The following is a 24,311-nucleotide window of genomic DNA, read 5'->3' on the forward strand; positions in this document are numbered from 1 at the left end:
CGGCCTCGCGGTCGCGTTTCAAATCATCGAAATTGCAAAAGGCCTCGCTTGCGGGGCCTTTTTATTTTTAACTGCGGCGCGAGAATTCCGGGGAAGGAAAATAAGTATGACGCAGTCGGTACTCGGCATCGTGGGTGGCAGCGGGTTCTACAACCTTCCGGGCCTCATGAATGCAGAATGGCGATCGGTGACGAGCCCGTGGGGCGAGCCATCGGACGACATCATGTTCGCGGAGCTTGATGGTCTGCCGGTGCGGTTTCTCCCGCGTCATGGACGAGGGCACAAGCTGGCGCCGAGTGACATCAATTACAGGGCCAACATTGACGTGCTGAAGCGCGCTGGCGTGACCGATCTCATTTCGGTCTCGGCCTGTGGCTCGTTGAAGAAGAAGTACCGGCCCGGAGATTTCGTTCTGCCGGATCAGTACATCGACCGCACATTCGCTCGGGCGAAATCATTCTTCGGCAAGGGTTGCGTTGCGCATGTCGCGATGGGCGATCCCGTCAGTCCTCTGCTGTTCAAGGCGCTTGAGCGCGCGGCCAAGCAGGAGAAGATCAAGGTGCATCGCGGCGGCATCTATCTCGCGATGGAGGGGCCGCAATTCTCGACGCGCGCCGAAAGCAATCTCTATCGCTCCTGGGGTGCGGACGTGATCGGCATGACGAACATGCCGGAAGCGAAACTCGCGCGCGAAGCGGAGATTTGTTACGCGAGCGTCTCCATGGTGACCGACTACGATTGCTGGCACTCGGATCACGCGGATGTCGACGTGGCGGCGATTATCGAAGTCATGAAGGAGAACACGTTCAAGGCTCAGCGGCTTGTGGCTCGCCTTGGGCGCGATTTTCCGCGGGAGCATCCGGCGTGTCCGATCGGCTCGGATCGCGCGCTCGAAGTTGCGATCATTACGCCACCGGAAGCGCGCGATGCGGAGTTGATGAAGAAGCTCGACGCCGTTGCGGGCCGCGTGCTGTTTCCTAATTCGGAAAGCTGATCAGGATTTTCATCTTGATGAGCTGCGGGAAGATTGCTTCGAGCGCCCAACCAGCGAACCAAAGAATGACGCCGAGAAGAATGAGAGCCGGTATGCTGGCGAGGACCGCTTTCAAGAAGAATAAGGTGAGGTCACGGAACGGGATGTCGAGGCGCGTGACGGTTGCGGCGGGTGGCCGCTCGTCGCGCGCGGGTGCAAACTCTGCGGCGCGGAAAATTTGCGGGCGAGGGCGCTCATAGTCATCGTCTGCGCTTGCGCTTGAGAGGCCCGATAGGCTGGGTGCAGCGGCGCGCTCTGCCGCGGCGCGTTCTCGCGCGGCTCTCGCGCGTGCTTCCTTTTCGCGCCTTAGGGTCCGTGGAAGATCATCGGATTCATCCGTCAACGGTCCAAAGTCGGGGGTGGCCGTTGCGGCCGGACTAAACGCTGACATCTCAAATGGCCCTCAAACAACGATTTCACCTCGCAGCGAAATCAAACGCTACGCCGTGCCCCCAACACGGCTACCTGTAAGCTTCGGATATTGCTATTTTGCGCCGTCAATTGGGCGGGAGTGCAGCAGGTGCAAGACCTTAAAGATCTACGAGACCTCATTCGAACGATACCAGATTACCCCAAACCCGGGATCCAGTTTCGCGATATCACGACGCTTCTTGCGGATCCCAAAGGTTTGAAAAGGGCGATCAGGGAAATGGCGGCGCCTTTCGAAAATCTCAAAGTCGACGCAGTTGCGGGAATTGAGGCGCGGGGGTTCATCCTCGGTGGCGCAATCGCCGACCGGCTCGAATGTGGCTTCATTCCGATCCGAAAGAAGGGCAAGCTGCCGTGGAAGACCATTGGGCAGGAATACACGCTTGAATACGGCGTCGACGTCATCGAGATTCATGAAGACGCCATCGTGTCAGGATCGCGGGTGCTGGTGGTTGATGATTTGATCGCGACCGGCGGTACGGCGGAAGCGGCGATCAAACTGCTGCAGCGGTCAGGCGGGACGATTGTCGGCGCGACGTTTATCGTCAATCTTCCTGATCTCGGCGGTGTCGATCGCGTCACGAGCCTCGGCGTTACCAGCCATTCGCTTGTTGCGTTCGAGGGAGATTAACAGCAAGGGGCGAAGGCGTGGAATTGCCCGGCAACCGCGTGAAGGATGCGTTTGATTGCGTCATGGCGTGGCGTACCGATCGGCTGACGCCGCGTCGCTGTCCCGTCTGTGGTGCGGATGGTCTTGAGATCAGCGATCACTCGGCGCGGCCATACGTCGAGTGGTACATTCTAGCTTGCGGCGCGTGCGGGCTTGAGGCTCGCCTGTCTCTTCCGCTCGCTGGGCCGGACCATTGAGTGATGGCTGACGACGCGAAGACGGAGATCGTTCTGTTGCCAGGTCTTGATGGCACAGGACAACTGTTTGACCGTCTTGAGCGCGATCTCTCGCCCCGGCTTACCGTCACAGCCGTGTCTTATCCGAATGACGCGAGTCTCGGTTATGCTGGTTATTCGAAGCTCGTATGCGAGCTGATCGGGAAGCGAAACGTCATCTTGCTTGGAGAATCGTTTTCCGGGCCTGTTGCGGTTCGGGTGGCGGCTCAGCTCGGCCAGCAAATCGAAAGCGTTGTTCTGGCGGCGACGTTCCTCAAATATCCGTATCCCGGCTGGCTGCTACGGCGGGCAGCGCGCGTCGATCCGGAAACGACGCCGGTGCGGCTTCGCAATCGGGTGCTGATGGGTTCGTATGGGGATCCCGAATTGGAGGCGAAGGTCGATGGTATTGTGCGGAACCTGTCGCGTCCGGTGCGCGCGGCGCGGCTTTGCGCGATAGCAGATATTGATGTGCGAGATGACTTTACCGCGCTCAAAGTTCCTGTTCTGGCGCTTCACGGGCGGCAAGACTTGCTTATTCGCAGGACGCCTATTCAGCGCGCCGTAAGCCGCAAGGGCGGGGCGCGCATGATTGTCTTGCCTGCGGCGCACATGCTGCTGCAAACACGCGCCAGAGAATGTGCGGCTGAAATTCTTTCGTTCGTGTCCTCGTACACGGCGGCCAAGGAGAAAAGATGAAAATCGACGGCGTTCCGTCCCGGACGATTTGGCTGGAAAGCGACGGCCAGACGGTCGGCATCCTGGATCAGACACGGTTGCCGCACGAGATCGTGCGCGTGACGCTGCGAACCGTTGACGATGCGGCGCGTGCGATCAAATCGATGCAGGTGCGTGGGGCGCCGCTGATCGGTGTCGCTGCGGCGTATGGTGTGGCGCTCGCGATGCAAGCCGATGCGTCTGATGCCGCGCTTCGGCGTGCCGTTGCATATCTTGCCGAGCAACGGCCGACAGCGATCAATTTGCGCTGGGCGCTCGATGATCTGGCGCAGCGGCTTGGCCCGCTTGCAGAGGGTGAGCGACGCGACGCTGCATTCGCGCGTGCCGGTGAGATCGCGGAAGAAGATGTCGAGTCGTGTCGTCGCATCGGCGTCAACGGGTTGGAAATCATCCGCGCAGCATCTGCGAAAAAGAAACCTGGCGAGCCGGTCAATATCCTTACGCATTGCAATGCTGGATGGCTTGCCTGCGTTGACTGGGGAACCGCGACGTCGCCGATCTACCACGCACACGACGCTGGTATTCCTGTGCATGTCTGGGTCGATGAAACGCGGCCGCGCAGTCAGGGTGCGGCTCTAACGGCGTTCGAGCTACTGCATCATGGTGTGCCGCACAGTCTGATCGTCGATAACGCAGGTGGGCACTTCATGCAGCGTGGCGACGTTGATCTTGTGATCGTCGGTACGGACCGGGTGACGGCGCATGGAGATGTGGCAAACAAGATCGGGACGTATTTGAAGGCTCTGGCGGCGTACGACAACGGCGTGCCTTTCTATGTCGCGCTGCCCTATTCCACGATCGACTGGAGCATCAAGAACGGCGTCGATATTCCGATTGAAGAACGCGGATCGGAAGAAGTGTTGTCCGTCTATGGACGCAACTCTGCTGGCGAAGTTCAGGCCGTTTCGATTTCGGCAGAGGGGACGCCTGCACGTAACCCGGCGTTCGATGTCACGCCGTCGCGTCTTGTCAGCGGATTGATTACGGAGCGGGGCGTGTGTGCGTCTTCGCACGACGGGCTTCTATCGCTTTATCCAGAAAAGAGAAGCGCCGCAGAATGACCAAAGCAAAGCAACCGAGCGAGAAAGCCCTGCGGCGCGCCATCGTCGAGACGGCGTTGGAGATGAGCCAATCCGGGCTTTCGCCTGGCCGCTCCGGCAACGTCTCGGCGCGCTGGAAAGACGGCATGCTGATTACGCCGTCTGGGCGACGCTATGAAGATACCGCGCCGGAAGACATCGCGTTCGTTGCTGGTGATGGGTCTGTCGCGGGCGGTAAGTTCAAGCCTTCGACGGAATGGCATTTTCATTTGGCGGCTTATCGTGCGCGGCCCGACCGACACGCCGTCATTCATACCCATTCGATGCACGCTACGGTCTTGGCGTGTGCGCACCAGCCTATTCCGGCGTTTCACTACATGGTGGCGGCGGCAGGTGGTTCGGATATTCCATGTGTTCCCTACGCGACGTTTGGAACGGAGGCGCTTGCGCAGCATGTGGCTGCTGGCTTGAAGGCGCGGGACGCTTGCCTGATGGCGAACCATGGGCAAATCGCGATCGGCGTTTCTCTTTCTCACGCGCTCGAACTGGCGTTCGAGGTCGAGGCGCTTTCCGAGCAGTATTACAAAGTTCTGACGCTCGGGAAGGCTCAGCTTCTCTCGGAAAGCGAAATGGATGATGTGCTCAATCGCTTCAAAAGCTACGGACGGAACGCAGAGTAGGTTCTGAGGGCGGCGGTTTTGAGCAAGTAAAGCCCGTAAAATAAGGACGAAGCTGGAAATAGGGGCGTGTAGGGATCATATTTTCTTATGGTCAGATTTTTAAATTCAATTAGCCTCGGCAATTCGATCCGGGCTTAGCTGGCCGTCTTCCTCCTTCTTCCTTCTTCCAGGGTAGGGTTAACGATGGTGACCAAGACAACCAAACTGACAACTTCGGCCGGCGCGCCGGTTTCAGACAATCAGAATTCTCTCTCCGCCGGAGCGCGGGGCCCGCTTCTTCTCGAAGACTATCAACTGATCGAGAAGCTGGCGCATCAGAACCGCGAGCGTATTCCAGAGCGCACGGTGCATGCGAAAGGCTGGGGTGCTTACGGCACGCTGACGATTACCGGCGACATTTCGAAGTATACGAAAGCCTCGGTTTTTCAGCCGGGCGCGAAGACAGAGATGCTCGCACGCTTCTCGACCGTTGCCGGTGAACTTGGCGCGGCAGACGCTGAGCGCGACGTGCGTGGGTTTGCTCTCAAATTCTACACCAACGAGGGCAACTGGGATCTCGTCGGCAATAACACGCCGGTGTTCTTCGTTCGTGATCCGCTGAAGTTCCCGGACTTCATTCACACGCAGAAGCGGCACCCGAAGACGAACATGCGTTCGCCAACGGCGATGTGGGATTTCTGGTCGCTTTCGCCGGAAAGCCTGCATCAGGTAACGATCCTGATGTCGGATCGCGGTCTGCCGGTCGGCGTTCGCAACATGAACGGCTATGGCTCGCACACGTTTGCTTTCATCAACGCTGCGAACGAGCGGTTCTGGGTGAAGTTCCACTTCAAGACCCTGCAAGGCCATAAGCACTGGACGAACAAGAAGGCTGCCGAGATCGTCGGCCATACGCGTGAATCCACGCAGGAAGACCTGTTCACCGCGATCGAAAAGGGCGACTTCCCGAAGTGGAAGGTTCAGGTCCAGATCATGCCGGAAGCCGAAGCCGACAAGCATTGGTACAATCCATTCGACCTGACCAAGGTTTGGCCGCACGCGGATTATCCGCCGATCGATGTTGGTGTTCTGGAACTCAATCGTAATCCTGAGAACTATTTCGCTGAGATCGAGCAGGCAGCGTTTTCGCCGTCAAACATCGTGCCGGGCATCGGCTTCTCGCCCGACAAGATGTTGCAGGCCCGCATATTCTCGTATGCCGATGCGCATCGTTATCGCCTCGGAACGCATTACGAGCATCTGCCGGTGAACGCTGCGCGGTGCCCGGTGCACAACTATCATAAAGACGGTCCGATGCGGTTCTTCCCGCAAGAGACCGGTAACGTCGACGCGTATTACGAGCCGAATTCGTTCAACGGTGCGGCTGAAGACAAGTCGGTTGCCGAGCCGCCGCTCAAGCTCTCGGGCGATGCTGCGCGCTACAACCATCGTGATGGCAACGACGACTACCGGCAGGTGACGGCGCTTTTCAATCTGTTCGATAAGGATCAGAAAGCGCGCCTGTTCAACAACGTTGCTGAAGCGATGTGGGGCATTCCGGACTTCATTGCCGAGCGTCAGCTTGGGCACTTCAAGAAGGTGCATCCGGAGTATGAAGCAGGCGTCAGGGCGGCGCTTGAGCATATGACGAGGCAGAAGGCGTCTGAGACGGCGCAGCAGCAGAAGATGCCGCAAGCCAGCGAAGCTGCGGAGTAAATCCGCGCGCCTACAGGCATAGCAAAAAGGCCCCGCGGGAATGCGGGGCCTTTTTTGTTGGCTATCAGGGCTAAGGAAGCGCAGCGTCTCTGTTCAAGCCGTGACGCGGATATAGGGCTCCACCTGGCCCTTGAGCTTCAGCGTCATCGGGCGACCGTTGCGATCTTTGGCGTTGCCTGCGGAAACGCGGATCCAACCTTCGCTGATGCAATATTCTTCGACGTTCGTCTTCTCGACGCCGTTGAAGCGAATGCCGATGTCGCGCTTCAGAATTTCTTCGTCGAAGTGCGGGCTTCGGGGGTCGTTGCTGAGGCGGTCAGGAAGTTGGTCGGCCATAGCTCGTCCCTCTTAGTTTGCAAATCGGAAGTGCATCACGTCGCCATCCTGGACGACGTATTCCTTCCCTTCCAGGCGCATCTTGCCTGCTTCCTTTGCGCCTGTCTCGCCTTTGCCGGTCACATAATCCGGATAGGCGATGGTTTCAGCGCGAATGAAGCCTTTCTCGAAATCGGAATGAATTACGCCCGCGGCCTGCGGTGCTTTGGTGCCGCGCGTGATCGTCCAGGCGCGCGCCTCTTTCGGACCGACTGTAAAGTACGTCACGAGGTCGAGAAGCGCATAACCTGCGCGGATCAGACGGTTCAGCCCAGCTTCGGCGAGACCCATTTCAGACAGGAACGCGTCGCGGTCTTCCGGTGCAAGACCTGCGAACTCGCTTTCGATCTTGGCCGAGATGATGACGACGGCCGCGCCTTCGGCTTTCGCGCGCTCTTCGACCATCTTTGAAAACGCATTGCCTTCAGCTGCTGCCGTTTCCTCAACGTTGCAGACGTAGACGATGGGCTTCGACGTCAACAACTGAAGGGCGCGGAAGGCCGGCATTTCTTCAGGCGTGATGCTGGCGAGCCGGGCAGGCTTGCCTTCGCGAAGGAGATGCAGCGGCTTCTCCATGACGGCGAGTTGCGCCTTGGCGTCTTTGTCTCCGGTCTTGGCTTTCTTCTCGATCTGGGAAACGCGCTTCTCGAGGCTTTCGAGATCGGCAAGCATCAGTTCGGTTTCGACGACGTCGGCGTCAGCCAGCGGATCAATCCGGTTTTCGACATGCGTGATGTCGTCATCTACGAAGCAGCGCAGCACATAAGCGACGGCATCGACTTCGCGGATGTGTGAGAGGAATTTGTTGCCGAGTCCTTCGCCCTTCGACGCGCCGCGCACCAGCCCGGCGATATCGACGAACGTCAGCCGTGTTGGGATGATCTCTTTGCTGCCCGCGATCTTCGCAAGCATTTCCAAGCGATCATCAGGCACGCCAACTTCGCCGACGTTCGGCTCGATGGTGCAGAACGGATAGTTGGCCGCTTCGGCCGCGGCCGTTTCGGTCAGCGCGTTGAAGAGTGTCGACTTGCCGACATTCGGCAGACCGACGATTCCGCATTTAAAGCCCATGTGTGTGGGGTATCCGTTTGAAGTTGCTGTCCGTGGGGTTAAGCGAGACGTTGCGGCTTGTGAAGCCGCATGAGGCCATTATGCGGCCCTTTGGCTCACTTCACGAACTTGGCGAAGGCGAATGCCGAGTAGCGATCGGGGCTCGGCAGGTTGGACGTGTTGGACATGGCGTCCGCGAGTGCCTCGGAAATCAATGCGCCTGCGTCCGCCTGTCGGATCGCAATGACGATGAATGGGCGCTGCCAGCTCGTGTCGGCATCCTCGCACTCGGCGCAGGGTTCGAGGTAGCGGCCGAGATTGAGCGTCCACATCGGAATGCGGTCACCGAGCGCGTCGCGGACCCAGTGCGCTGTCCGTGCCGCGCGCAATCCGCCCCGCTGTTCCTCGCGCTCGACGTCGCCCTCTTGGCTGGCAAGGCCGACCGCGATCAGTCCACGTGCCGAGCCCAGTCCTTCGCGAAGCTGCGGCGCCAAGACTTCGTCTCGGATGTCTGCCGGTGAAAGGCGCTGTTCGGATCTTTCGAGGTCCGTTGTCGAGCCGCGAACCCAGCCGTAATTTTTGGTGAGCACGACCACGTCGAAGAAAACACGCTTGCCGTGGCGGTCAGCGCCTTCGATCGGGAAGGCCAGCGTGCGGTCGTTCCAGCGCTTGGCGATAATGTGTCTGACGCCGCTCTTGTCTTTGTTGTGCGCGACGAGCGCGTCTTTGATGACGAAGCCGAACACGCCGACGGTGAAGAGAAGGATCAGCAAGCCAAGGACGACTTCGCGGCGATCGCCGAAAAAGCGTGACCAACCGCCTTCACGCCGCTCGATTTGATAATCCGACATCGGTGCCCTCGACGCTAAACGAATCCCCTCCGGCGGCTTTTACGAGCCGTCGCCACCCGATTTTCTGGCACCGAGCCATTTTTTCAGGTTCTCGGCAAGGGCGGATTGGCGTTTGGAGGCGCGTTCACCAGCAGGGTGTGACGCAGTTGCAGGCTTTTTCACGTCTTCGCGTTCGGCTGGCGCAGATTGCTTTGCAGCGGGCGGTTCGTCGTCTTCGATCGTGGCGCGCGCGACATCGTTCAGAAAGCGTGCGTCGTCACCTTTGGCGAGATGGGGCGCGGCGTTGGCAATCGCGTCGATCAGGTTCGTGAGCCATGCGCGCTCAGATTTCGCGAAATCGTTCAGTACGTAATGCGCGACGACATCTCTGGAGCCCGGATGGCCGATGCCGAGCCGCACGCGCTTGTAGTCATTTTCGATATGAGCGGAGATCGAACGCAGGCCGTTGTGTCCGGCGTTGCCGCCGCCTGCCTTCAGCTTGATCTTGCCTGGAACGAGATCAAGCTCATCGTGGAAAACGTAGATGTCCGATTGCGAGATCTTGAGGAAGCGCGCGGCCTCACCGACGGCGCGGCCGCTATCGTTCATGTACGTTTCGGGCTTCAGAAGAACGATGCGTTCAGAGCCGATACTGCCTTCGGTCACCAGGCCTTGAAACTTTTTGCGCCAGGGGCCGAAGCCGTGACGTTCGGCGATGCGCTCGACAGCCATGAAACCGATGTTGTGCCGGTTGCCGCTGTACTTTTCTCCGGGATTGCCGAGGCCGACGAAGAGCTTCATGTCGCGTAGCGCCTTCAGTCTCGCCTACGGCGAGCTGGCCGGGAGGCGCAGGAGAACATTCAACCCGGCGCGATTTCCATCACGCCGGGTTGGTAATTGCTTATTTCTTTGCCGCAGGCTTTGCAGCAGGTGCTGCCTTAGCAGCCGGCGCCTTACCGGCCGGAGCTGCTGCTGCCTTGCCAGCTGCCGGAGCGGCGGCCTTCGCGTCACCCGCAGGTGCTGCAGCGGCATCCGTCGTCGATGCGGAATCATCGTCGCCCTTCAGTGCGCCAGCAATGGTCGCGATCGTGAAGTCGCGGTTCTTGATGACGGTCGAGATGCCTTCCGGAAGGTTCAATGCGGAAGCATGGATCGAGCGGCCGATCTCAAGGCCTTCGAGGTTGATTTCGAAGAAGCTCGGGATCTTGTCATAAGGGCAGAAGATTTCGACGTCGTGGCGGACGATGTTCAAAACGCCGCCGCGCTTCAGGCCGGGAGACGCTGCTTCGTTGACGAAGCGAACCGGGACCGACACGCGGATGACGCCATCCTTGCCGACGCGCTGAAAATCAACGTGGAGCGGCGTGTCGCGGATGGGGTCGACCTGCACGTCACGAGCGAGCACAATGTGCTTCTTGCCTTCGACGTCGATTTCGATCGCGGTCGAAGTGAAGCGGCCCTTCAGAACCTGCTTCCAAAGCTCGTTGTATTCGAGATTGATCGTTTCAGGGGTTTCCTGATTGCCGTAAATGACGGCAGGCACATTTCCATCGCGGCGTGCTTGTCGTGCGGCCCCCTTGCCTGCACGAGCGCGCGCCGTAGCCTTGAGCGAAATCAGCTCAGCCATGGCATCGTCTCCGTGTTTCAGGTCTTTCGCCTATCGAAAGACCAAAAGCCGCTCATCGGCCTCCAAGGGTGCCGTGCGGCGTCTCAGGATTAATCTCATGAGATGTGCGGTCTATACCCGGGGTTTGCAGCGGGCGCAATGCGGTCCGCTGGTCAATTCGGGCACCCGACGGCCCGGTTAGGCTGGAAAAACGGGCCGAATATCAGCATATAGGGCCTGGATGGCCGGTCGTGCCACGGAAATGCCGACCTGCCGCAGAGGAGACGCTGCAACTCATGGCTCGCAAGCCCACAAAGCGCCGAAGCGCGGCCGATCAGGACAGGATTATCGTCGAGGCGCTCCGGGGCGTGGGCCGTCCTGTCAGTGCTTACGAACTGATCGAGGAAGTGCGCGGCAAAGGGGTCAGCGCGCCGCCGACCGTTTACCGGGCACTGCAGCGGCTCATCGAAGACGGGTTGGCGCACCGGCTGGAAAGCCTCAATGCGTTCGTCGCCTGCGAGCATCCGCATCATGAGGGCAAGGCCGTGTTTGCCATCTGCGACGCGTGCGGTTCCGTCAAAGAGTTCGACAGTCCTGCGGCGGTCAAAAGTCTGCAGGGATGGGCGAGCAAGAACGACTTCATCGTTCGTGCGATGACGATGGAACTCAGGGGGCGATGCGCTCAATGCGCGGCCGCTCCGGCGGGCTGAGTGAATTTCTTGCCGTTAGCCCAGGCCAAAGAGATTAACGACGGCTTTGCCGAGTCTCACTCTGGATCCCCGGCCCACATTCGCTTTCGCTCATTAGGCCGAGGATGACGGTTGTGGGGCAGGCATCGCGTGGAGTTGGGAGAGTTTTCTGTGGCGCCGTCGACTCTCCTTCGTCGAGCCGGCCGACGGCGTGGTCGTGGGGCGGGCACCGAGGGCCTGTTGCTAGTCCCGTGGTTACGCGTCTAGGACGATGCGATAGCGTGCCTTGCCATCGAGCAGATGTTGGATCGCCTTGTTTACGTCTGCCATCGGGAAGTGCTCGGTTTGCGGCTCGATGTTGTGCCGCGCGGCGAAGTTCAACATTTGGGCGCTAGTGATCGGGGCGCCGTTCGGTGAGCCGGATACGCTTTTTTGCCCCATGATGAGGTCGAACGCTTCTACGGGCATGGGTTCGAGCACAGCGCCGACGACGTGCAGGCGGCCTTTTGGGCGAAGCGTTGCCAGCATCGCTTTCCAGTCGAGCGGAACGTTCACCGTCACGATGAGGAGATCGAGCGAGGACGCTGCTTTCTTGATCGCGTCGGCATTGCGCGAGTTGATGACATTGTGTGCGCCGAAACCGCGTGCTTCGTCAGCCTTGTTGTCTGATGAGGTGAAGGCCGTCACTTCGCAGCCCCAGGCCTTCGCAAACTTGAGGGCCATATGACCGAGGCCGCCGATCCCGACGACGCCGACGCGATCTGTTGGCCGGATATCGAACACGCGCAGCGGCGTGAATACCGTGACGCCGCCACAAAGAAGCGGTCCGGCAGTCTTCGGGTTGACGCCTTCCGGCACCGGGATTGCCCAGGGCCACTGGACGCGAACGCGATCAGCGAAACCGCCGTGGCGGCCGACGATCGTCGCGACGCCTTCAGCACAGAGATTGCCTTCTCCGCCAATGCACTGTTCGCAATGCATGCAGCTTCCGGCACCCCAGCCCACGCCGACGCGCTGCCCAACTTTCAGACCCTTTGCGTTCGAGCCGAGGGCGACAACTTTGCCGATGACCTCGTGTCCGAGGATGGTGGGATATTTTGTCAGGCCCCATTCGTTTTTCAGGACCGAGACATCCGAATGGCAAATACCGCAGTGCTCGACTGCGATTTCAACATCGTCAGCACCGAGTGGACCTGGATCGTATTCAATCAGTTCGAGAGGCTTGTTCGGGGCAGTCGCGGCCCAACCTTTGAATTTCATCGCTGATCCTCCATTGGTCACACTTGATCCGTCTCATCGCTCCGTCCACGCATATGCTGACGGACGGCGCGGTGTGTCTCAAGCCGCTTCTTGTGGTGGAATCCAAATTCGCACCAGTGCGCTAAACGCACGGCTGTGCTTCAGTAAAAGAGGCTTGAAACACTCTCTTCGCGGCTGGTGCGCAATATCGCTTCGCCAATCAGCGGAGCGATCGAGATGACGCGAATATTTCTCGCCGCGCGCACCGCTTCCGTTGGCATGATCGAGTCGGTGATGACGAGCGAGTTCAGCCGGGAGTTCTGAATGCGGCTGACGGCGCCTCCCGAAAGAACCGCGTGCGTAATATATGCGCTCACTTCGGTCGCGCCCATTTTGAGCAGCGCTTCGGCGGCATTCACCAGCGTGCCGCCAGAGTCGACGATGTCGTCGATCAGGATGCAGCGTTTGCCATCGACTTCGCCGATGACGTTCATCACTTCGCTTTCGCCCGGACGGTCGCGGCGCTTGTCGCAGATCGCGATGGGTGCGCCGATGCGCTTTGCGAGGGCGCGCGCGCGAACCACGCCGCCAACGTCTGGCGATACGACGACGATGTCATCCGTTTTGCCGAACTGCTCTTCGATGTCGCGCGTCATGACCGGCGCGGCGAAGAGGTTGTCCGTCGGAATGTCGAAGAAGCCCTGAATTTGACCGGCGTGTAGGTCGAGCGTCAGCACGCGGTCGGCGCCTGCGCGCTCGATCAGGTTGGCGACGAGCTTGGCGGAGATTGGGGTGCGCGGGCCGGGTTTGCGATCCTGGCGGGCGTAACCGAAATAGGGGAGGACGGCCGTGATGCGACGTGCTGACGAGCGTTTCAGCGCATCGATCAGGATCAGCAGCTCCATCATGTTGTCGTTGGCGGGGAACGACGTCGACTGAATCACGAAGACATCCTGACCGCGGACGTTCTCCTGGATTTCGACGAACACTTCCATGTCGGCAAAGCGCTTCACCTGGCCCTTGGCCATGGGAAGTTTCAGGTACGAACAGATGGCTTCGACGAGGGGCCGATTGCTATTTCCTGCAACAATTTTCACGCCGAGTTTTCCTCGCGCGTCGAGATTTCGGATTTCGTCACCTTTGGCGTCGAAAGGCATATGCGCTCCGAATTGAGGAATATGCGCGGCTTGTAGCAAGAGGGCCCGGACTGTTCAACTGTCCGGGCCCTCATTTGCTGTCGCAGCATATGTAAGCAGTGATTTGCTTAATTTACGCTCTTCGCCGGAATCAATTTGATAATTCCAGCAGCGGCAGCGGCGGCGGCTGCATCCGCCGTCTTGCCCCAGGCCCCGTCAAGCGAGCCCTGCGGAACTTCGTTCTTCTGCGAAACGGTTCCGAGTTTCTTGCCCGTCGGGTCGAGAACGTTCCAGTCGATCTGGATCGGCTGCTTTCCGTCCTTGCCCGCGCCCAACGCGACCTTGCCCTCAACCTTGTAAGACTGCGGGTTTGGTGCAGTGGCCAGAGCCAAGCCGTTCTTCGACAGCTCACGCTGGATGGCAGACGTCAGCGAAACGCCGCCATCGCCCGGCGCGCCGGTCACGTTCGGCACGATCGCCGTAATAGGGCCTGCCGTCGCGATGCTGCCAGTCGTCGCCGCTTGAGTGGAGGGCGCGGTGGAAGCTGCAGCGTAGGTGTTGTTCGATGCAGCCGGGGCTGCATGCGGTGCGGCGCTAGCCGTAGACCCTGCCGCCGTATTCGACGCCATGATGGTGCTGCTGGTCGGTAGCCAAGTGGAAAGCTGTTTCGCTGTCTTCTCGGCGATGCGCTGAACGACCTGCTGGTCCACTGCCGACCACGGATCCTTGTTGCCGCCCGGCGCGATTTCTTCGCCCGTGATGCGGTGGACACGTTTGCCCGTTCGGTCAGTGACGTCCCAGATGTAGGAAATCTTGGCCTTCGTCTTCTCACGTGCGGCGACGATGTAGCCGCGCAGCGTATATTCGCTCGGTGCGTTTGCAGACGTCGCCACCGTCAAGCCGTTGCGGCCGATTGCGGATGCGAGTTCTGTCTGAAGGCTGTGCGCGACAGTGTCCGGCGAACCGATGACCGGCGCGATCTGAATTTTGGCAGTCTGTGCCGATACCGGCGTTGCCGACGAGTCCGTCAAACTTGCTTGAGGACCGCTGCCGTCAGGCGTGAGCATACCCGGGCCTGCCGATGAGCAAGCTCCAAGTGACAGAGCCATGAGCGACGCCAGGAACGCCGACCCAAGATTACCGAAAAGCGTGCTGCCCGCACGCGTTTGCTTAAAGCGTAAGGTCGCCACGTGACGTCCCCCCATATCCAACCGCTACTTTCCCGGCGGCCGGCATACTTACCCCGCGGCCAATACTCCCTCACACAACAACTACCGGAACTGATCCTCGTTCTGTAGATCAGCGTAGCTCGACACGTCCAGACACAGGCCCGCGTAAAGTGTGTTCAGCTTCCCATATGTCCCTCAGTGGAGGGACTTCTCTGTGGATTAAGCGGTTAGGCCACGACGATGGCAGAGATTTGACGCCCGTAATCGGGCTCCAGCAAGTGGGTTTTGCGCCGGTAACTATAGAAAAGCGATTCGTTCTCACAGGTGCAGACGTCGAGACGGGCGACATTGGCGATGCGCGCCTCAGCGAGGCGGTGCATCACGAAGCCCTGGAGATCGAAGTGCGGCCGTGCATTCGCATCGCTTCGCACAAAGAATGAGGCAGCACCCGGCGCGGCTGTCAGAAATTGCGCTTCGAACTCAGGGCCGACTTCGTACGCACGCTGACTGATGCAGGGGCCGACGGCGGCTGCGATATGCTCACGGCGAGCGCCGAGGCGTTCCATTTCGCGGACTGCACTTTCAACAATGCCACCGAGCGCGCCGCGCCAGCCTGCGTGTGCAGCAGCAACGACTCGCGCCTCTGCATCCGCGAAAAGGACCGGAGCGCAGTCTGCTGTCAGGATGCCGATGGCCAGACCCGGTGTCGCGGATACAACGGCGTCAGCATGAGGAAGTTCGGCGGTTGTCAGCGGAAGGTCTGTGACCGTGCGCGCTGTTGCGCCGTGCTCCTGATAGAGTGTCACGACGTTTCCGCCGGAGCCACCGAGATGGTCTGCGATACGACGGCGATTTTCCAGCACGCGCTCGCGATCGTCGTTGGAGCCCGCGCCGCAATTCAGACTGGCGTAGATGCCTTCTGACACGCCGCCTTGACGGGTGAAGAAGCCGTGACGAATTCCGGAAAGACTTTGGAGATTAGGTGCGAGGAGCGGTGCGAGCATGGAACCGTTATCGGCCTGCGTCTCGAGCCTGTCCAGGCGGTTCATCTGCGGCTGGATCGCGGAAGCCGGGTAGCGACGGCAACCCGCGGCTGCGCGCTGCGAGCACCTTGAAGCGGCCGCCCATTCCATTTGGAGCGAGAAGCCGAGCGACGCCTGCTTCGATCTCGGCGGCGCGCTGGGGATTGGCAGACATCAAGCGCGATGCGCGTTCGATGATGCCGACAGCTCCTAGAAACTCGGCTTGCGTAACTGGTCCGTCGAGGTCGAGGCCTGCACGATGGAGGGCCGAAGCGAGATCGTAGAAATTGACGTGTACGGTAAGATCGGCTTCGCCGGGCGATGCCAGCGGAGACTCGTAAACGTGATTGCGAACCGCCTGCAGCGTGTCGCCTGCAGCGGCGGCAGTGTAGCCATAGTCGATCAGCAGCAGCACGACCGGACCGCGCTCGCTCAGGCGTTTGAGGGTCGAGGCCAATTGATCGAGGCGCTGGGCTTCGATGACTGCGCCGAGTTGCGCGTCAGGCAGCAGCGCTTCGAACGCGTCGCGGGGGCAGTCGCCGTCGAGATCGGTGAATTGGAGTTCGCCGGTGATATCGAGGCCGACGCCACGGATGCGCCAGCCTTCGTCCGTCTTGACCCATTGGGCGGCAGGCCATGCGTCGAGAAATTCATTAGCGAAAATGATTGCGGGAGGGTCGAAGCCGTCGAGGTCTGCGCCCCAGGTGACCCGGTCGGAGAAATCGCTCAGCGTTGCGCGTTGTGCTTCGATAAGGGTTTCGCTCGCTTCTACGAGATGCACGCGAGCAGCATCTGCAAATCCGGGGACGACGCGTGAAGCGCGGAGCGCGTCTCGCATCATCGTTCCGCGGCCTGGGCCGTATTCAGCGAGCGTTACCGTTTTTGGTGCGCCGAGCACGTTCCGCCAGATGACGCCAGCCCAGACTCCAATCAACTCGCCGAAGACCTGGCTGATCTCAGCGGAGGTGATGAAGTCACCTTGCGCGCCGAACACGCGCTGGCTGCGGTAATAACCGTGGCGCGGATCCCAGAGGCAGCGGCCCATATAGGATTGGACCGTCATCGGACCATCTTGGCGAATGCTCTCTTTGAGCTCCATCGCCAGCGGCGTGTTGCGGTTTGGCGCGTGGATGTTGCTCACGGGACGGCCTTTCCGCTCGCCTCCGGTTGCCGGGCATTCCAGATCAAATAGCAACCGAGCAGTAGCATCGGCACGCAATAGACCTGTCCGGCCGTGAATGGTCCGATGTTGAGAAAGTGACCGACTTCGGGTTCGCGGAAGAACTCGCAGATGCCGCGGGCAATGGCGTACCAGACCATCCAGATACCAGTGACCAAGCCCGGGCGTTTCAAGCCGAAAAGATGATGCGTGGCGATGCGCATGATGACGAGCATCACCAGACCTTCCAGCACTGCTTCATAGAGCTGGCTCGGGTGGCGGGGTTCGGGTCCGCCATTCGGAAACACCATGCCCATCGCGCTATCGGTGACGCGGCCCCAGTGTTCGGAATTGATGAAGTTCGCGACGCGGCCGAAGAAGAGGCCGAAGGGCGAGGCGGTGCAGACGAGGTCTGCTACGGAGAGCAGCGAAACTTTGTAGACCTTCGCGAACAGAACCAGCAGCAGCGCGATGGCAATCACTGCACCGTGGAAGCTCATGCCGCCCTTCCAGACCTGAAAGATCTCGACGGGGTTCGCGTAGTAGTATTCGGGATCGTAGAGGAAGACCTGCCCGAGGCGGCCGCCGACGATGATACCGATCGTCATGTAGATCAGCAGGTCGTCGATGCGTTCGAGTGTCAGAGGCGGCTTGTCGCCGTACCAGAGCTTCGGCGTCGTGATCAGGCGGCGGATATACAGCCAGCCGAGCATCAGGCCGGCGAGATAGGCGATCCCGTACCATTTGATCGAAATCGGCCCCCACTCGAACGCTATGGGATCGATGTTCGGGTACGTCAGTACAGCCAGATAAGTCATCGATGTTCCCTGCAAACTGCCGTCATCGTCGTTAATGCCGCCCGGGCGAGGTTGTTTGGGATGGCCCCTCAGATGTCAAGGCGACCCGGGCGCCATCAAGGCGTCGCACTCGCAGGGCAGGCTTGCGATCCTTTTCATCAATCGCCATAGTCAGTTGCGACCCCTCGAGACTGGTATTCCAATGACGCAAACGACAAACAAGTTCTTCGACGACTTTGCCAAGCTGATGACCGATGCGGCCGGGGCGGCAGAAGGCGTCAAGCGGGAGACGGAGTCCCTCTTTCGCTCTCAGGCGGAGAAGTTCTTGCGCGACATGAACGTCGTGGCTCGGGAAGATTTCGAAGCGGTTCGTGAGATGGCGCAGAAGGCGCGTCAGGAGAACGAGGCGCTGGCGGCACGTCTCAGTGCGCTTGAAGCAGAGATCGAGACGTTGAAACGCCGCTGAGGCGAATCCCCTTCACATTTCGACGCTGGTGTGGCGCTATCTGCGCCTCGATCCACAGCTACAATCAGATTTTCTACAGTTCGTGACTCCCGCTGTGCGCGAGGGTCGCAAATGCCCGGTGTTTGCCACTTTCACCGTGGACAAGCTCCCGCAGCCAGAGGCGTCGCCTTGCGACTCGTCGGGCCGTCTGGTTTTGTCCGCCGCAGCACAAAACGATGCGTTTCGATTTGTTTTGATAGCGTCTTTTGGCGACAAACTTTGCCTAGCGGCAGACTGGAGATCGATAGAAATGGCAGCTGCGGAACAGGCTCCCGCCCGCATCCTTAATCCAATCGATCTCATTGAGCAGCTCGCTCATGGTCACGACTGGCCACACGAGCGAGCAAGTGATGAAGAGATGACCCTGATCGTCGCCGGGACTTGGGCGGACTATCACATCTCGATCAACTGGCGCGACGATCTCGAAGCACTCCACCTCGCGTGCGCATTTGACTTCCGGGTGCCGGATAGCCGGTTGACGGAAATGTACAAGCTGATCGCACAGATCAACGAGCAGCTCTGGCTCGGTCACTTCGACCTCTGGACGCAAGAGGGCTTGGTAATGTTCCGGCATGCCCTGTTGCTGAACGGGGCGGTGGCAACGGTCGCGCAGTGCGAGGCGATGCTCAAGGCAGCTCTCGAAGGCTGCGAGCGCTACTACCAAGCCTTCCAGTTCGTCGTTTGGGCGGGTAAGGAAAGCCGGGAAGCCTTGGTTTCCACGATGTTCGAGACGCAGGGACAGGCCTAGCGAGGCGAATTTGGTCTAACGCCTTTCCGGATTTGGCTAAATTGCGGAAAGGCTTTAGCTCTCGTATTGTCGTGTTTCCTATCGGAAAACCGTCGCCCGCTTTTCCGGAAGTCCTCTAGGTGTTTCGCGTCATGTCTTTCGCATTTGATGGTCCGGTCGTCCTGGCAGGCGCCGGTAAGATGGGCGGAGCCTTATTGTCGGGCTGGCTCGCGGGCGGTTTGAAGCCCAGCGACATTCTCATTCAAGAACCGAACATTTCAGGTGAGGCAGCGGCGCTTGCTGCCGCGCATGGGCTGACGGTCGTCTCCGAGTTGCCGTCGCTCGATCGTGTGCCTGCGGCGATCGTCGTCGCGGTGAAGCCGCAAGTGCTTGATGCGGTTTTTCCGCCGTTGGCGCGCCTTGCGGGTGTCGATACGGTCATCATGTCGATCGCTGCTGGTAAATCGATAGCCAGTTTCGAGCGCCATCTGCCATCCGGTGCGGCGGTGGTGCGTGCCATGCCGAATACGCCTGCTGCTATTGGGCGGGGCATATCCGGCGCGGTTGCAAATGCGAACACGAGCGCTTCGCAAAGGGCGGTCTGCCAATCGCTGCTTGCCGCCGTCGGCGATGTCGTCTGGCTCGATCAGGAAGCGTTGATCGACGCGGTAACGGCGGTATCAGGTTCGGGCCCGGCGTATGTGTTTGCGCTTGTCGAAGCGATGACGTCTGCCGGGGTAGACGCAGGTCTCGATCAAGAGACGGCGCAGCGCCTTGCGCGCGCGACCGTTTCAGGCGCGGGCGAACTTTTGGCACGTTCGAAGGATGATGCGGCGACGCTTCGGCAAAACGTAACGTCGCCCGGCGGCACCACGGCGGCTGGTCTCGCGGTGCTGATGCGCGAAGGAAGCGGGCTCAAGGAACTCGTTTCGGAGACGGTGCTGGCCGCACAAAAACGTGGCCGCGAGCTTGGCAGCTAACCGGGCTGGGTTCCGATTACAGCTAAATCCCGCGGCCTGTTTTTCTCTTCCCGAATGGACTTTCGTCCACGGCGCTCGGGTTATCTGCGGTTCCGAAATCAGGTCTGGAGGACACCTAAACCTAGTCGAAGCCCGGAACCCGTCCCGAAGGTGTAATATCATAACGTTACAGTCAATTCACAAGGCTGTGTAATTTGCAGTCCCTTGAATTGCCACGTTAATTTCTTGGATCAGCGAGTGAGGGCTGGGCGAGGAGTTCGGCTTGGAATCGCTACTGAGGCAGCGAGATGATGGCGCGAAGCCCGCCCATCGAGCTTTCGCCGAGCGCAATCTCGCCGCCGTGGCTCTTGGCGATGTCGCGGGCGATGGCGAGGCCTAGGCCGCTGTTGCCGTCGTCCTGGTTGCGGGCATGGTCGAGGCGATAGAACGGCCGGAAGACGTTCTCACGTTCTGAAGCTGGAATACCCGGCCCGTTGTCGTCCACTTCGATGCGGACCCAAGCGCCTTCCGGCGCAACGCGCACGACGATCTGATCGCCAAAGCGCGCCGCATTGGTCACCAGATTGGTGATCGCCCGTTTGAGGGCGCGGCGCTTCAGTGGCAGCACGATCTCGCCTTTGCTCTTGCGAACCCTGAGGTCGATCGTCCAGCCGTGAATCGCGGCGTCATCGACGATTTCCTGCAGCAGGTCGGCGAGGTTCGTTTCGACGGCTTCCTCGCCGCCGTCGCCCTTGGCGAACGCAAGGTAGGCTTCGAGCATATGCTGCATCTCGTTCACATCGGACGCGAGGGCGCGGCTCTCCGCTGTGTCGCCCAGCAGGGCCAGTTCGAGCTTGAAGCGAGTCAGCACGGTGCGAAGGTCGTGGCTGACGCCGGCGAGCATGGTTGTGCGTTGTTCGACGTGCTGCTTGATGCGGTCGCTCATCTGCAGGAATGCGGACGCCGCCTGGCGCACTTCACGCGCGCCGCGCGGGCGGAAGTCTTCCGGGATCGATCGTCCTTTACCGAAGGCGTCAGCGGCATCCGCGAGACGCAGGACGGGTCGGATCTGATTGCGCAGGAAGAGGATCGCGACTGTCAACAGGATGACCGACGATCCGACCATCCAAAGCAGGAAGATGTGTGAGTTCGATGCGTAGGTCTGGCTGCGTGTCGCGACGAAGCGGAGAATGGCATCGTCCCGCTTAACGCGGATTTCCACATTCTGGGATTCGCCTACGGTATCGATCCAAAACGGGAGCTGCACATGCTTGCGCAACTCATTCGAGAGCGCGCGGTCCAGCAGACGGAAGAATGGCTTCGGCCCCGGTGGCGGCAAGTCTCCCGGAGGGAGGACCTCCATCTTCAAATTCAGACGTTCGCGTGCGAGATCGACGATTTTCTGCGCGCCTTCGGATTTTGGAAGGTCGCTATAGACTTCGATGAGGGCGGCGATGTCGCGTGCCGTCGCTTCCGATAGTCGGCGCGTAACGGCTTGCCAGTGGCGTTCCATAAAGGCGAACGCGATGACGCCTTCGAGAACGACGATCGGCGTGATGATGATGAGCAGCGCGCGTGCGTAGAGGCCTTTCGGCAGCAGTTCGCTGCCGATGCCGAGCATGCGGATGACGAGTGGATGTTCGCGAAATTGACGATAGCGGGAGCGCGGGCGCTCTCCGTCGGTGTCGTCTTTCGCGTTCGTTTCCTCAGCAATCGCCATCGCCGCCATCCGCCTCACCGGCGCCCCCGCAGTCAAGCGGCGAATTGAATATCAATCTATGTAAAGAATATAGCCCTTGCCCCGCACGGTCTGCAGGTAAACAGGGTTCGAAGGGTCGGTCTCGATCTTGCGGCGAAGGCGGTTGATCTGCACGTCGATGGCGCGTTCGCTGCCCGTGCTGTCGTCGCTGGATAGTTCGTGTCGAGGAACCGCAACGCCGATGCGCTGGGCGAACAGGCGCAGAAGATCGCGTTCGCGCTCGGTGAGCTTGATGGCTTCGTCATCGCGTTTGAGTTCGCCGCGCGTAATGGAGAAGACGCAGCCGCCCATGCGGATTTCATCGCGCGACGAGGTGGAGGCGGGTGTCTGACCGCGGCGCAGGATGTTGCGCAGGCGAAGAAGCAATTCGCGCGGCTCGAACGGTTTCGAGACATAATCGTCAACGCCAGCTTCAAGGCCAGTGATGCGATCTTCCGCGTCAGCCAATGCCGTCAACATGCAGATCGGTACGGGCCGCGTCGATTTCAGGTCGCGCGCGAGAGTGAGGCCGCATTCTCCCGGCATCATGACGTCGAGGAGAACGAGATCAAAGGCGAGGCCGCGCATGAAAGCGCGAGCAGTGGCGGCGTCGGCCGCTTCGGTAACGCGGAAACCGTTACTGGTCAGAAACCGGCCGAGAAGGGCGCGAATCTTCTGATCGTCGTCGACGACCAGAACGTGTGGTGCATTGTCAGCGAGAGGTTCCGAACGTTCCGCAATCATCAATGAACTCATTCGTTGCGGGCCTAGCTTCCCGAAAGCTCAGGATGCTCGCCTCTAATAAGCCGTTCGACCTTGGGCTGATCCTCTTCAGCGATCATCGCGAAAAGGAAGGCGCGTGCCAAGGCTTGCGTTCCGGGACCGAGCTTCGTCAAAGCCCCTTCGACCCGTTTGACCTGTATTTGTGTCAGTTTGTCGGTCAGGCGTGTTCCCTTGGCCGAAAGATAAAGTCGACGTTCACGGCGATCTTCACTGCCCGCGCGCTGAACAACGAAGCCTTCGTCAACGAGTTGCTTCAAAACGCGCGCAAGCGATTGCTTCGTTATCTTCAAGATATCCAGCAATTCCGCGACCTTCAGGCCTGGATTGCGATGAACAAAGTGTAGCACTCGATGGTGCGCACGGCCAAAACCGTATTGCTCCAGAATTGCGTCCGGATCGCCCGTGAAGTCACGGTAGGCAAAGTAAAACAATTCCACGCAGGAAATCAGATCGGCCAATGGTATTACGCCGCCGGTCGGCGTTTCGGGCTTCGTACGCTCATCGAATTCAACGCCCGGACCGGGTGGCCGTTCGGATTCTGAATTTATGTCAGCCATGTTGACTTATTGGCCTCGATCGTATTTTATTTCAAGCGAAATTCGCCCGACCGGCGCGCATTTGGGCCGGACCCTTGCAGGCCGCGCAGCTAAGGACTAATCGTCCCGAAACGCGCAGTGCCTGATAGGCCGCAACTCACGCGGCGCCGGCGCGATATCGAAAAGACAAGACCAGCGGAGGACATAGACTGGCATGGCCGACCTCATCCCTTATCACGACCGCGATGGGCTGATCTGGATGGATGGGGCGATGGTGCCCTGGCGTGACGCCAAGGTCCACCTGCTGACGCACGCTCTGCACTATGCGAGTTCCGTGTTCGAAGGCGAGCGCGCCTATGACGGCGAGATCTTCAAGCTGCGGGAACACACCGAGCGACTGATCGAAAGCGCCAGAATTCTTGATTTCACCATTCCTTACAGCGCCGAAGAGATCGACCAGGCCTGTCGCGATGTCGTGAAGGCCAACAATCTTTCGGATTGCTATGTGCGTCCCGTCGCGTGGCGGGGCAGCGAGCAGATGGGCGTTTCCGCTCAGCAGGCGAAAATTCATCTCGCCATCGCAGCATGGGACTGGGGCTCCTACTTCCCGATGGAGCAGCGTCTGAAAGGCATTCGCATCACGCATGCGCAATACCGCCGCCCGGACTCGGCTTGTGCGCCGTCAAAGGCCAAGGCGGCTGGTCTCTATATGATCTGCACAATCGAAAAACATCGTGCAGAGCGGCAGGGATACTCGGATGCCTTGATGCTGGACTATCGCGGCCGGGTTGCTGAGTGCACGGGTGCGAACCTGTTCCTGATCAAGGATGGGGTGATCCATTCTCCGGTGCCGGATTGCTTCCTGGATGGCATCACGCGGCGGACAGTGATCGATCTCGCCAAGGCGCGGGGCATCGAAGTGATCGATCGGGTCATCATGCCGGAAGAGCTTGGCAGCTTCTCGGAATGCTTCATCACCGGTACGGCTGCGGAAATTACGCCGGTTTCGGAAATCGGAGAGCACCGGTATAAGCCGGGCGCGATTACCGAAACACTGCTTGGCGATTACATGAACCTTGTTCGCCCGAAGGCGCGAGTAGCAGCTGAGTAACCAAGCACGCGGTTTTGCCCTGACTGCTCTTGCCTGAGGCGTCGGTTAGGCCGATGCTCGAATGGCATGAGCGTCATGGACAATGCTGTATGCGTACGTTCGCCCTAACCCTTTTGATTTTGATGGGTGCCGCCCTGGGCGCTAGCGGATCTGCCGTGGCCCAAGAGGGGCCTGGCGGGGCAATCAATCCGCATCGCGATTGTCAGACATTGTTGACATGCAACTTCAAGAAGGGCGGAAGTTGGCGCGGCTGCGTATCATCCTATTCGTGCAGGAGATGCGAGTTCGTATCGGCGCCATGCAAGATCGGCGGCAGCAAGCGACGCCACTGTCAGCGGATGGATTGCGGGTGGAGCGGAAGCTGAAGCCACACGTGCTTC

Annotated in this window: 27 protein-coding genes; 12 read left to right on the plus strand and 15 right to left on the minus strand. The window is 59.8% G+C overall.

Annotation, left to right across the window (positions count from 1 at the left end):
* Positions 1-106 precede the first annotated feature (106 nt).
* Positions 107-994, plus strand: a complete 888-nt coding sequence (locus DLM45_RS11775) for an S-methyl-5'-thioadenosine phosphorylase (RefSeq protein WP_181337296.1) — start codon at positions 107-109, stop codon at positions 992-994.
* Here DLM45_RS11775 and DLM45_RS11780 read toward each other — a convergent pair.
* A complete protein-coding gene (locus DLM45_RS11780) occupies positions 978-1,424 on the minus strand; it encodes a hypothetical protein (protein WP_181337297.1) in 447 nt (148 codons plus the stop codon). The two genes, DLM45_RS11775 and DLM45_RS11780, sit on opposite strands and share 17 nt — an antisense overlap.
* 129 nt (positions 1,425-1,553) lie before the next feature.
* Between DLM45_RS11780 and DLM45_RS11785 the strand changes: the two genes are divergently transcribed.
* The 6 genes from DLM45_RS11785 (at position 1,554) to DLM45_RS11810 (ending at position 6,500) form a co-directional block, all read left to right on the plus strand.
* On the plus strand, positions 1,554-2,093 hold the full coding sequence (locus DLM45_RS11785) for an adenine phosphoribosyltransferase (RefSeq protein ID WP_181337298.1): 540 nt from the start codon (positions 1,554-1,556) through the stop codon (positions 2,091-2,093).
* Between the two features lie 17 nt (positions 2,094-2,110).
* Entirely contained in the window at positions 2,111-2,329 is a 219-nt protein-coding gene (locus tag DLM45_RS11790) for a hypothetical protein (protein WP_181337299.1), read from the plus strand.
* A 3-nt stretch (positions 2,330-2,332) separates the two neighbouring features.
* The gene (locus DLM45_RS11795) at positions 2,333-3,046 is read left to right on the plus strand and encodes an alpha/beta fold hydrolase (RefSeq protein ID WP_181337300.1); all 714 of its coding nucleotides are present in this window, start codon (positions 2,333-2,335) and stop codon (positions 3,044-3,046) included.
* On the plus strand, positions 3,043-4,146 hold the full coding sequence (gene mtnA / locus DLM45_RS11800) for an S-methyl-5-thioribose-1-phosphate isomerase (protein ID WP_181337301.1): 1,104 nt from the start codon (positions 3,043-3,045) through the stop codon (positions 4,144-4,146). The genes DLM45_RS11795 and mtnA overlap by 4 nt, the downstream gene beginning before the upstream one ends.
* Positions 4,143-4,805 carry a class II aldolase/adducin family protein gene (locus DLM45_RS11805; protein WP_181337302.1) on the plus strand — a complete coding sequence of 221 codons (663 nt, stop codon included), beginning with the start codon at positions 4,143-4,145 and terminating at the stop codon, positions 4,803-4,805. Before mtnA ends, DLM45_RS11805 begins: the two co-directional genes overlap by 4 nt.
* Positions 4,806-4,988: 183 nt before the next feature.
* Positions 4,989-6,500: a catalase gene (locus DLM45_RS11810; RefSeq protein WP_210269835.1), complete on the plus strand. Its 1,512-nt coding sequence runs from the start codon at positions 4,989-4,991 to the stop codon at positions 6,498-6,500.
* Positions 6,501-6,593: 93 nt separating this feature from the next.
* Here the strand turns inward: DLM45_RS11810 and DLM45_RS11815 are convergent, their stop codons facing one another.
* The 5 genes from DLM45_RS11815 to DLM45_RS11835 all read right to left on the minus strand — a co-directional run bounded on the left by DLM45_RS11815 (position 6,594) and on the right by DLM45_RS11835 (position 10,382).
* Positions 6,594-6,836 (minus strand): DUF3297 family protein, encoded by a 243-nt coding sequence (locus DLM45_RS11815; RefSeq protein WP_181337303.1) that lies wholly within the window; start codon positions 6,834-6,836, stop codon positions 6,594-6,596.
* Between the two features lie 12 nt (positions 6,837-6,848).
* Positions 6,849-7,946: a redox-regulated ATPase YchF gene (gene ychF, locus DLM45_RS11820; protein WP_181337304.1), complete on the minus strand. Its 1,098-nt coding sequence runs from the start codon at positions 7,944-7,946 to the stop codon at positions 6,849-6,851.
* A gap of 95 nt (positions 7,947-8,041) precedes the next feature.
* Entirely contained in the window at positions 8,042-8,776 is a 735-nt protein-coding gene (locus DLM45_RS11825) for a hypothetical protein (protein WP_181337305.1), read from the minus strand.
* Between the two features lie 39 nt (positions 8,777-8,815).
* Positions 8,816-9,556: an aminoacyl-tRNA hydrolase gene (gene pth / locus DLM45_RS11830; protein WP_181337306.1), complete on the minus strand. Its 741-nt coding sequence runs from the start codon at positions 9,554-9,556 to the stop codon at positions 8,816-8,818.
* A gap of 100 nt (positions 9,557-9,656) precedes the next feature.
* The gene (locus DLM45_RS11835; protein WP_181337307.1) at positions 9,657-10,382 is read right to left on the minus strand and encodes a 50S ribosomal protein L25/general stress protein Ctc; all 726 of its coding nucleotides are present in this window, start codon (positions 10,380-10,382) and stop codon (positions 9,657-9,659) included.
* Between the two features lie 275 nt (positions 10,383-10,657).
* Here DLM45_RS11835 and DLM45_RS11840 point away from each other — a divergent pair, with 275 nt between their 5' ends.
* Positions 10,658-11,071, plus strand: coding sequence for a Fur family transcriptional regulator (locus DLM45_RS11840; RefSeq protein WP_181337308.1), 414 nt, complete (start codon positions 10,658-10,660; stop codon positions 11,069-11,071).
* Positions 11,072-11,305: 234 nt separating this feature from the next.
* Here DLM45_RS11840 and ahr read toward each other — a convergent pair whose 3' ends face one another.
* The 6 genes from ahr to lgt all read right to left on the minus strand — a co-directional run bounded on the left by ahr (position 11,306) and on the right by lgt (position 17,593).
* Complete coding sequence (gene ahr / locus DLM45_RS11845) at positions 11,306-12,310, minus strand: NADPH-dependent aldehyde reductase Ahr (protein WP_181337309.1); 1,005 nt, start codon at positions 12,308-12,310, stop codon at positions 11,306-11,308.
* A gap of 140 nt (positions 12,311-12,450) precedes the next feature.
* On the minus strand, positions 12,451-13,446 hold the full coding sequence (locus tag DLM45_RS11850; protein ID WP_181337310.1) for a ribose-phosphate pyrophosphokinase: 996 nt from the start codon (positions 13,444-13,446) through the stop codon (positions 12,451-12,453).
* Positions 13,447-13,553: 107 nt separating this feature from the next.
* On the minus strand, positions 13,554-14,615 hold the full coding sequence (locus tag DLM45_RS11855; protein ID WP_181337311.1) for a hypothetical protein: 1,062 nt from the start codon (positions 14,613-14,615) through the stop codon (positions 13,554-13,556).
* 206 nt (positions 14,616-14,821) lie between these two features.
* Positions 14,822-15,598 (minus strand): peptidoglycan editing factor PgeF, encoded by a 777-nt coding sequence (gene pgeF / locus DLM45_RS11860; RefSeq protein WP_181337312.1) that lies wholly within the window; start codon positions 15,596-15,598, stop codon positions 14,822-14,824.
* A 7-nt stretch (positions 15,599-15,605) separates the two neighbouring features.
* Complete coding sequence (locus DLM45_RS11865; RefSeq protein WP_343062292.1) at positions 15,606-16,757, minus strand: class I SAM-dependent methyltransferase; 1,152 nt, start codon at positions 16,755-16,757, stop codon at positions 15,606-15,608.
* Entirely contained in the window at positions 16,754-17,593 is an 840-nt protein-coding gene (lgt, locus tag DLM45_RS11870; protein ID WP_181337313.1) for a prolipoprotein diacylglyceryl transferase, read from the minus strand. Before lgt ends, DLM45_RS11865 begins: the two co-directional genes overlap by 4 nt.
* Positions 17,594-17,774: 181 nt before the next feature.
* Here lgt and DLM45_RS11875 point away from each other — a divergent pair, with 181 nt between their 5' ends.
* From DLM45_RS11875 to proC, 3 genes are all read left to right on the plus strand, one after another.
* Positions 17,775-18,038 (plus strand): accessory factor UbiK family protein, encoded by a 264-nt coding sequence (locus DLM45_RS11875; RefSeq protein ID WP_181337314.1) that lies wholly within the window; start codon positions 17,775-17,777, stop codon positions 18,036-18,038.
* 289 nt (positions 18,039-18,327) lie between these two features.
* Complete coding sequence (locus DLM45_RS11880; protein ID WP_181337315.1) at positions 18,328-18,825, plus strand: type III secretion system chaperone family protein; 498 nt, start codon at positions 18,328-18,330, stop codon at positions 18,823-18,825.
* A gap of 131 nt (positions 18,826-18,956) precedes the next feature.
* Positions 18,957-19,784 (plus strand): pyrroline-5-carboxylate reductase, encoded by an 828-nt coding sequence (gene proC / locus DLM45_RS11885; RefSeq protein WP_181337316.1) that lies wholly within the window; start codon positions 18,957-18,959, stop codon positions 19,782-19,784.
* Between the two features lie 271 nt (positions 19,785-20,055).
* On the opposite strand, the gene DLM45_RS11890 is transcribed toward proC, so the two are convergent.
* From DLM45_RS11890 to DLM45_RS11900, 3 genes are read right to left on the minus strand one after another with little or no spacing between them, the layout of a single operon-like run.
* Positions 20,056-21,483 carry an ATP-binding protein gene (locus DLM45_RS11890; RefSeq protein WP_181337317.1) on the minus strand — a complete coding sequence of 476 codons (1,428 nt, stop codon included), beginning with the start codon at positions 21,481-21,483 and terminating at the stop codon, positions 20,056-20,058.
* A 51-nt stretch (positions 21,484-21,534) separates the two neighbouring features.
* On the minus strand, positions 21,535-22,245 hold the full coding sequence (locus DLM45_RS11895; RefSeq protein ID WP_181338300.1) for a response regulator: 711 nt from the start codon (positions 22,243-22,245) through the stop codon (positions 21,535-21,537).
* 23 nt (positions 22,246-22,268) lie between these two features.
* The gene (locus DLM45_RS11900) at positions 22,269-22,841 is read right to left on the minus strand and encodes a MarR family winged helix-turn-helix transcriptional regulator (protein ID WP_181337318.1); all 573 of its coding nucleotides are present in this window, start codon (positions 22,839-22,841) and stop codon (positions 22,269-22,271) included.
* Positions 22,842-23,034: 193 nt separating this feature from the next.
* On the opposite strand from DLM45_RS11900, the gene DLM45_RS11905 reads away from it, so the two are divergent.
* The gene (locus DLM45_RS11905; RefSeq protein WP_181337319.1) at positions 23,035-23,931 is read left to right on the plus strand and encodes a branched-chain amino acid aminotransferase; all 897 of its coding nucleotides are present in this window, start codon (positions 23,035-23,037) and stop codon (positions 23,929-23,931) included.
* Positions 23,932-24,311: the final 380 nt, after the last annotated feature.

The organism is Hyphomicrobium methylovorum (genome assembly GCF_013626205.1).
Taxonomy (GTDB): Bacteria; Pseudomonadota; Alphaproteobacteria; order Rhizobiales; family Hyphomicrobiaceae; genus Hyphomicrobium_B; species Hyphomicrobium_B methylovorum.

Bases quoted from the DNA above. Each gene is read 5' to 3' on its own strand.
- mtnA (WP_181337301.1), top strand. From the start codon at position 3,043: ATGAAAATCGACGGCGTTCCGTCCCGGACGATTTGGCTGGAAAGCGAC.
- DLM45_RS11805 (WP_181337302.1), top strand. From the start codon at position 4,143: ATGACCAAAGCAAAGCAACCGAGCGAGAAAGCCCTGCGGCGCGCCATC.
- DLM45_RS11875 (WP_181337314.1), top strand. From the start codon at position 17,775: ATGACGCAAACGACAAACAAGTTCTTCGACGACTTTGCCAAGCTGATG.
- DLM45_RS11795 (WP_181337300.1), top strand. From the start codon at position 2,333: ATGGCTGACGACGCGAAGACGGAGATCGTTCTGTTGCCAGGTCTTGAT.
- DLM45_RS11850 (WP_181337310.1), bottom strand. From the start codon at position 13,446: ATGCCTTTCGACGCCAAAGGTGACGAAATCCGAAATCTCGACGCGCGA.
- proC (WP_181337316.1), top strand. From the start codon at position 18,957: ATGTCTTTCGCATTTGATGGTCCGGTCGTCCTGGCAGGCGCCGGTAAG.
- DLM45_RS11840 (WP_181337308.1), top strand. From the start codon at position 10,658: ATGGCTCGCAAGCCCACAAAGCGCCGAAGCGCGGCCGATCAGGACAGG.
- ychF (WP_181337304.1), bottom strand. From the start codon at position 7,946: ATGGGCTTTAAATGCGGAATCGTCGGTCTGCCGAATGTCGGCAAGTCG.
- DLM45_RS11880 (WP_181337315.1), top strand. From the start codon at position 18,328: ATGGCAGCTGCGGAACAGGCTCCCGCCCGCATCCTTAATCCAATCGAT.
- DLM45_RS11895 (WP_181338300.1), bottom strand. From the start codon at position 22,245: ATGATTGCGGAACGTTCGGAACCTCTCGCTGACAATGCACCACACGTT.
- DLM45_RS11775 (WP_181337296.1), top strand. From the start codon at position 107: ATGACGCAGTCGGTACTCGGCATCGTGGGTGGCAGCGGGTTCTACAAC.
- DLM45_RS11900 (WP_181337318.1), bottom strand. From the start codon at position 22,841: ATGGCTGACATAAATTCAGAATCCGAACGGCCACCCGGTCCGGGCGTT.
- lgt (WP_181337313.1), bottom strand. From the start codon at position 17,593: ATGACTTATCTGGCTGTACTGACGTACCCGAACATCGATCCCATAGCG.
- DLM45_RS11780 (WP_181337297.1), bottom strand. From the start codon at position 1,424: ATGTCAGCGTTTAGTCCGGCCGCAACGGCCACCCCCGACTTTGGACCG.
- pth (WP_181337306.1), bottom strand. From the start codon at position 9,556: ATGAAGCTCTTCGTCGGCCTCGGCAATCCCGGAGAAAAGTACAGCGGC.
- DLM45_RS11890 (WP_181337317.1), bottom strand. From the start codon at position 21,483: ATGGCGATTGCTGAGGAAACGAACGCGAAAGACGACACCGACGGAGAG.
- DLM45_RS11815 (WP_181337303.1), bottom strand. From the start codon at position 6,836: ATGGCCGACCAACTTCCTGACCGCCTCAGCAACGACCCCCGAAGCCCG.
- DLM45_RS11835 (WP_181337307.1), bottom strand. From the start codon at position 10,382: ATGGCTGAGCTGATTTCGCTCAAGGCTACGGCGCGCGCTCGTGCAGGC.
- DLM45_RS11825 (WP_181337305.1), bottom strand. From the start codon at position 8,776: ATGTCGGATTATCAAATCGAGCGGCGTGAAGGCGGTTGGTCACGCTTT.
- DLM45_RS11905 (WP_181337319.1), top strand. From the start codon at position 23,035: ATGGCCGACCTCATCCCTTATCACGACCGCGATGGGCTGATCTGGATG.
- ahr (WP_181337309.1), bottom strand. From the start codon at position 12,310: ATGAAATTCAAAGGTTGGGCCGCGACTGCCCCGAACAAGCCTCTCGAA.
- DLM45_RS11810 (WP_210269835.1), top strand. From the start codon at position 4,989: ATGGTGACCAAGACAACCAAACTGACAACTTCGGCCGGCGCGCCGGTT.
- pgeF (WP_181337312.1), bottom strand. From the start codon at position 15,598: ATGCTCGCACCGCTCCTCGCACCTAATCTCCAAAGTCTTTCCGGAATT.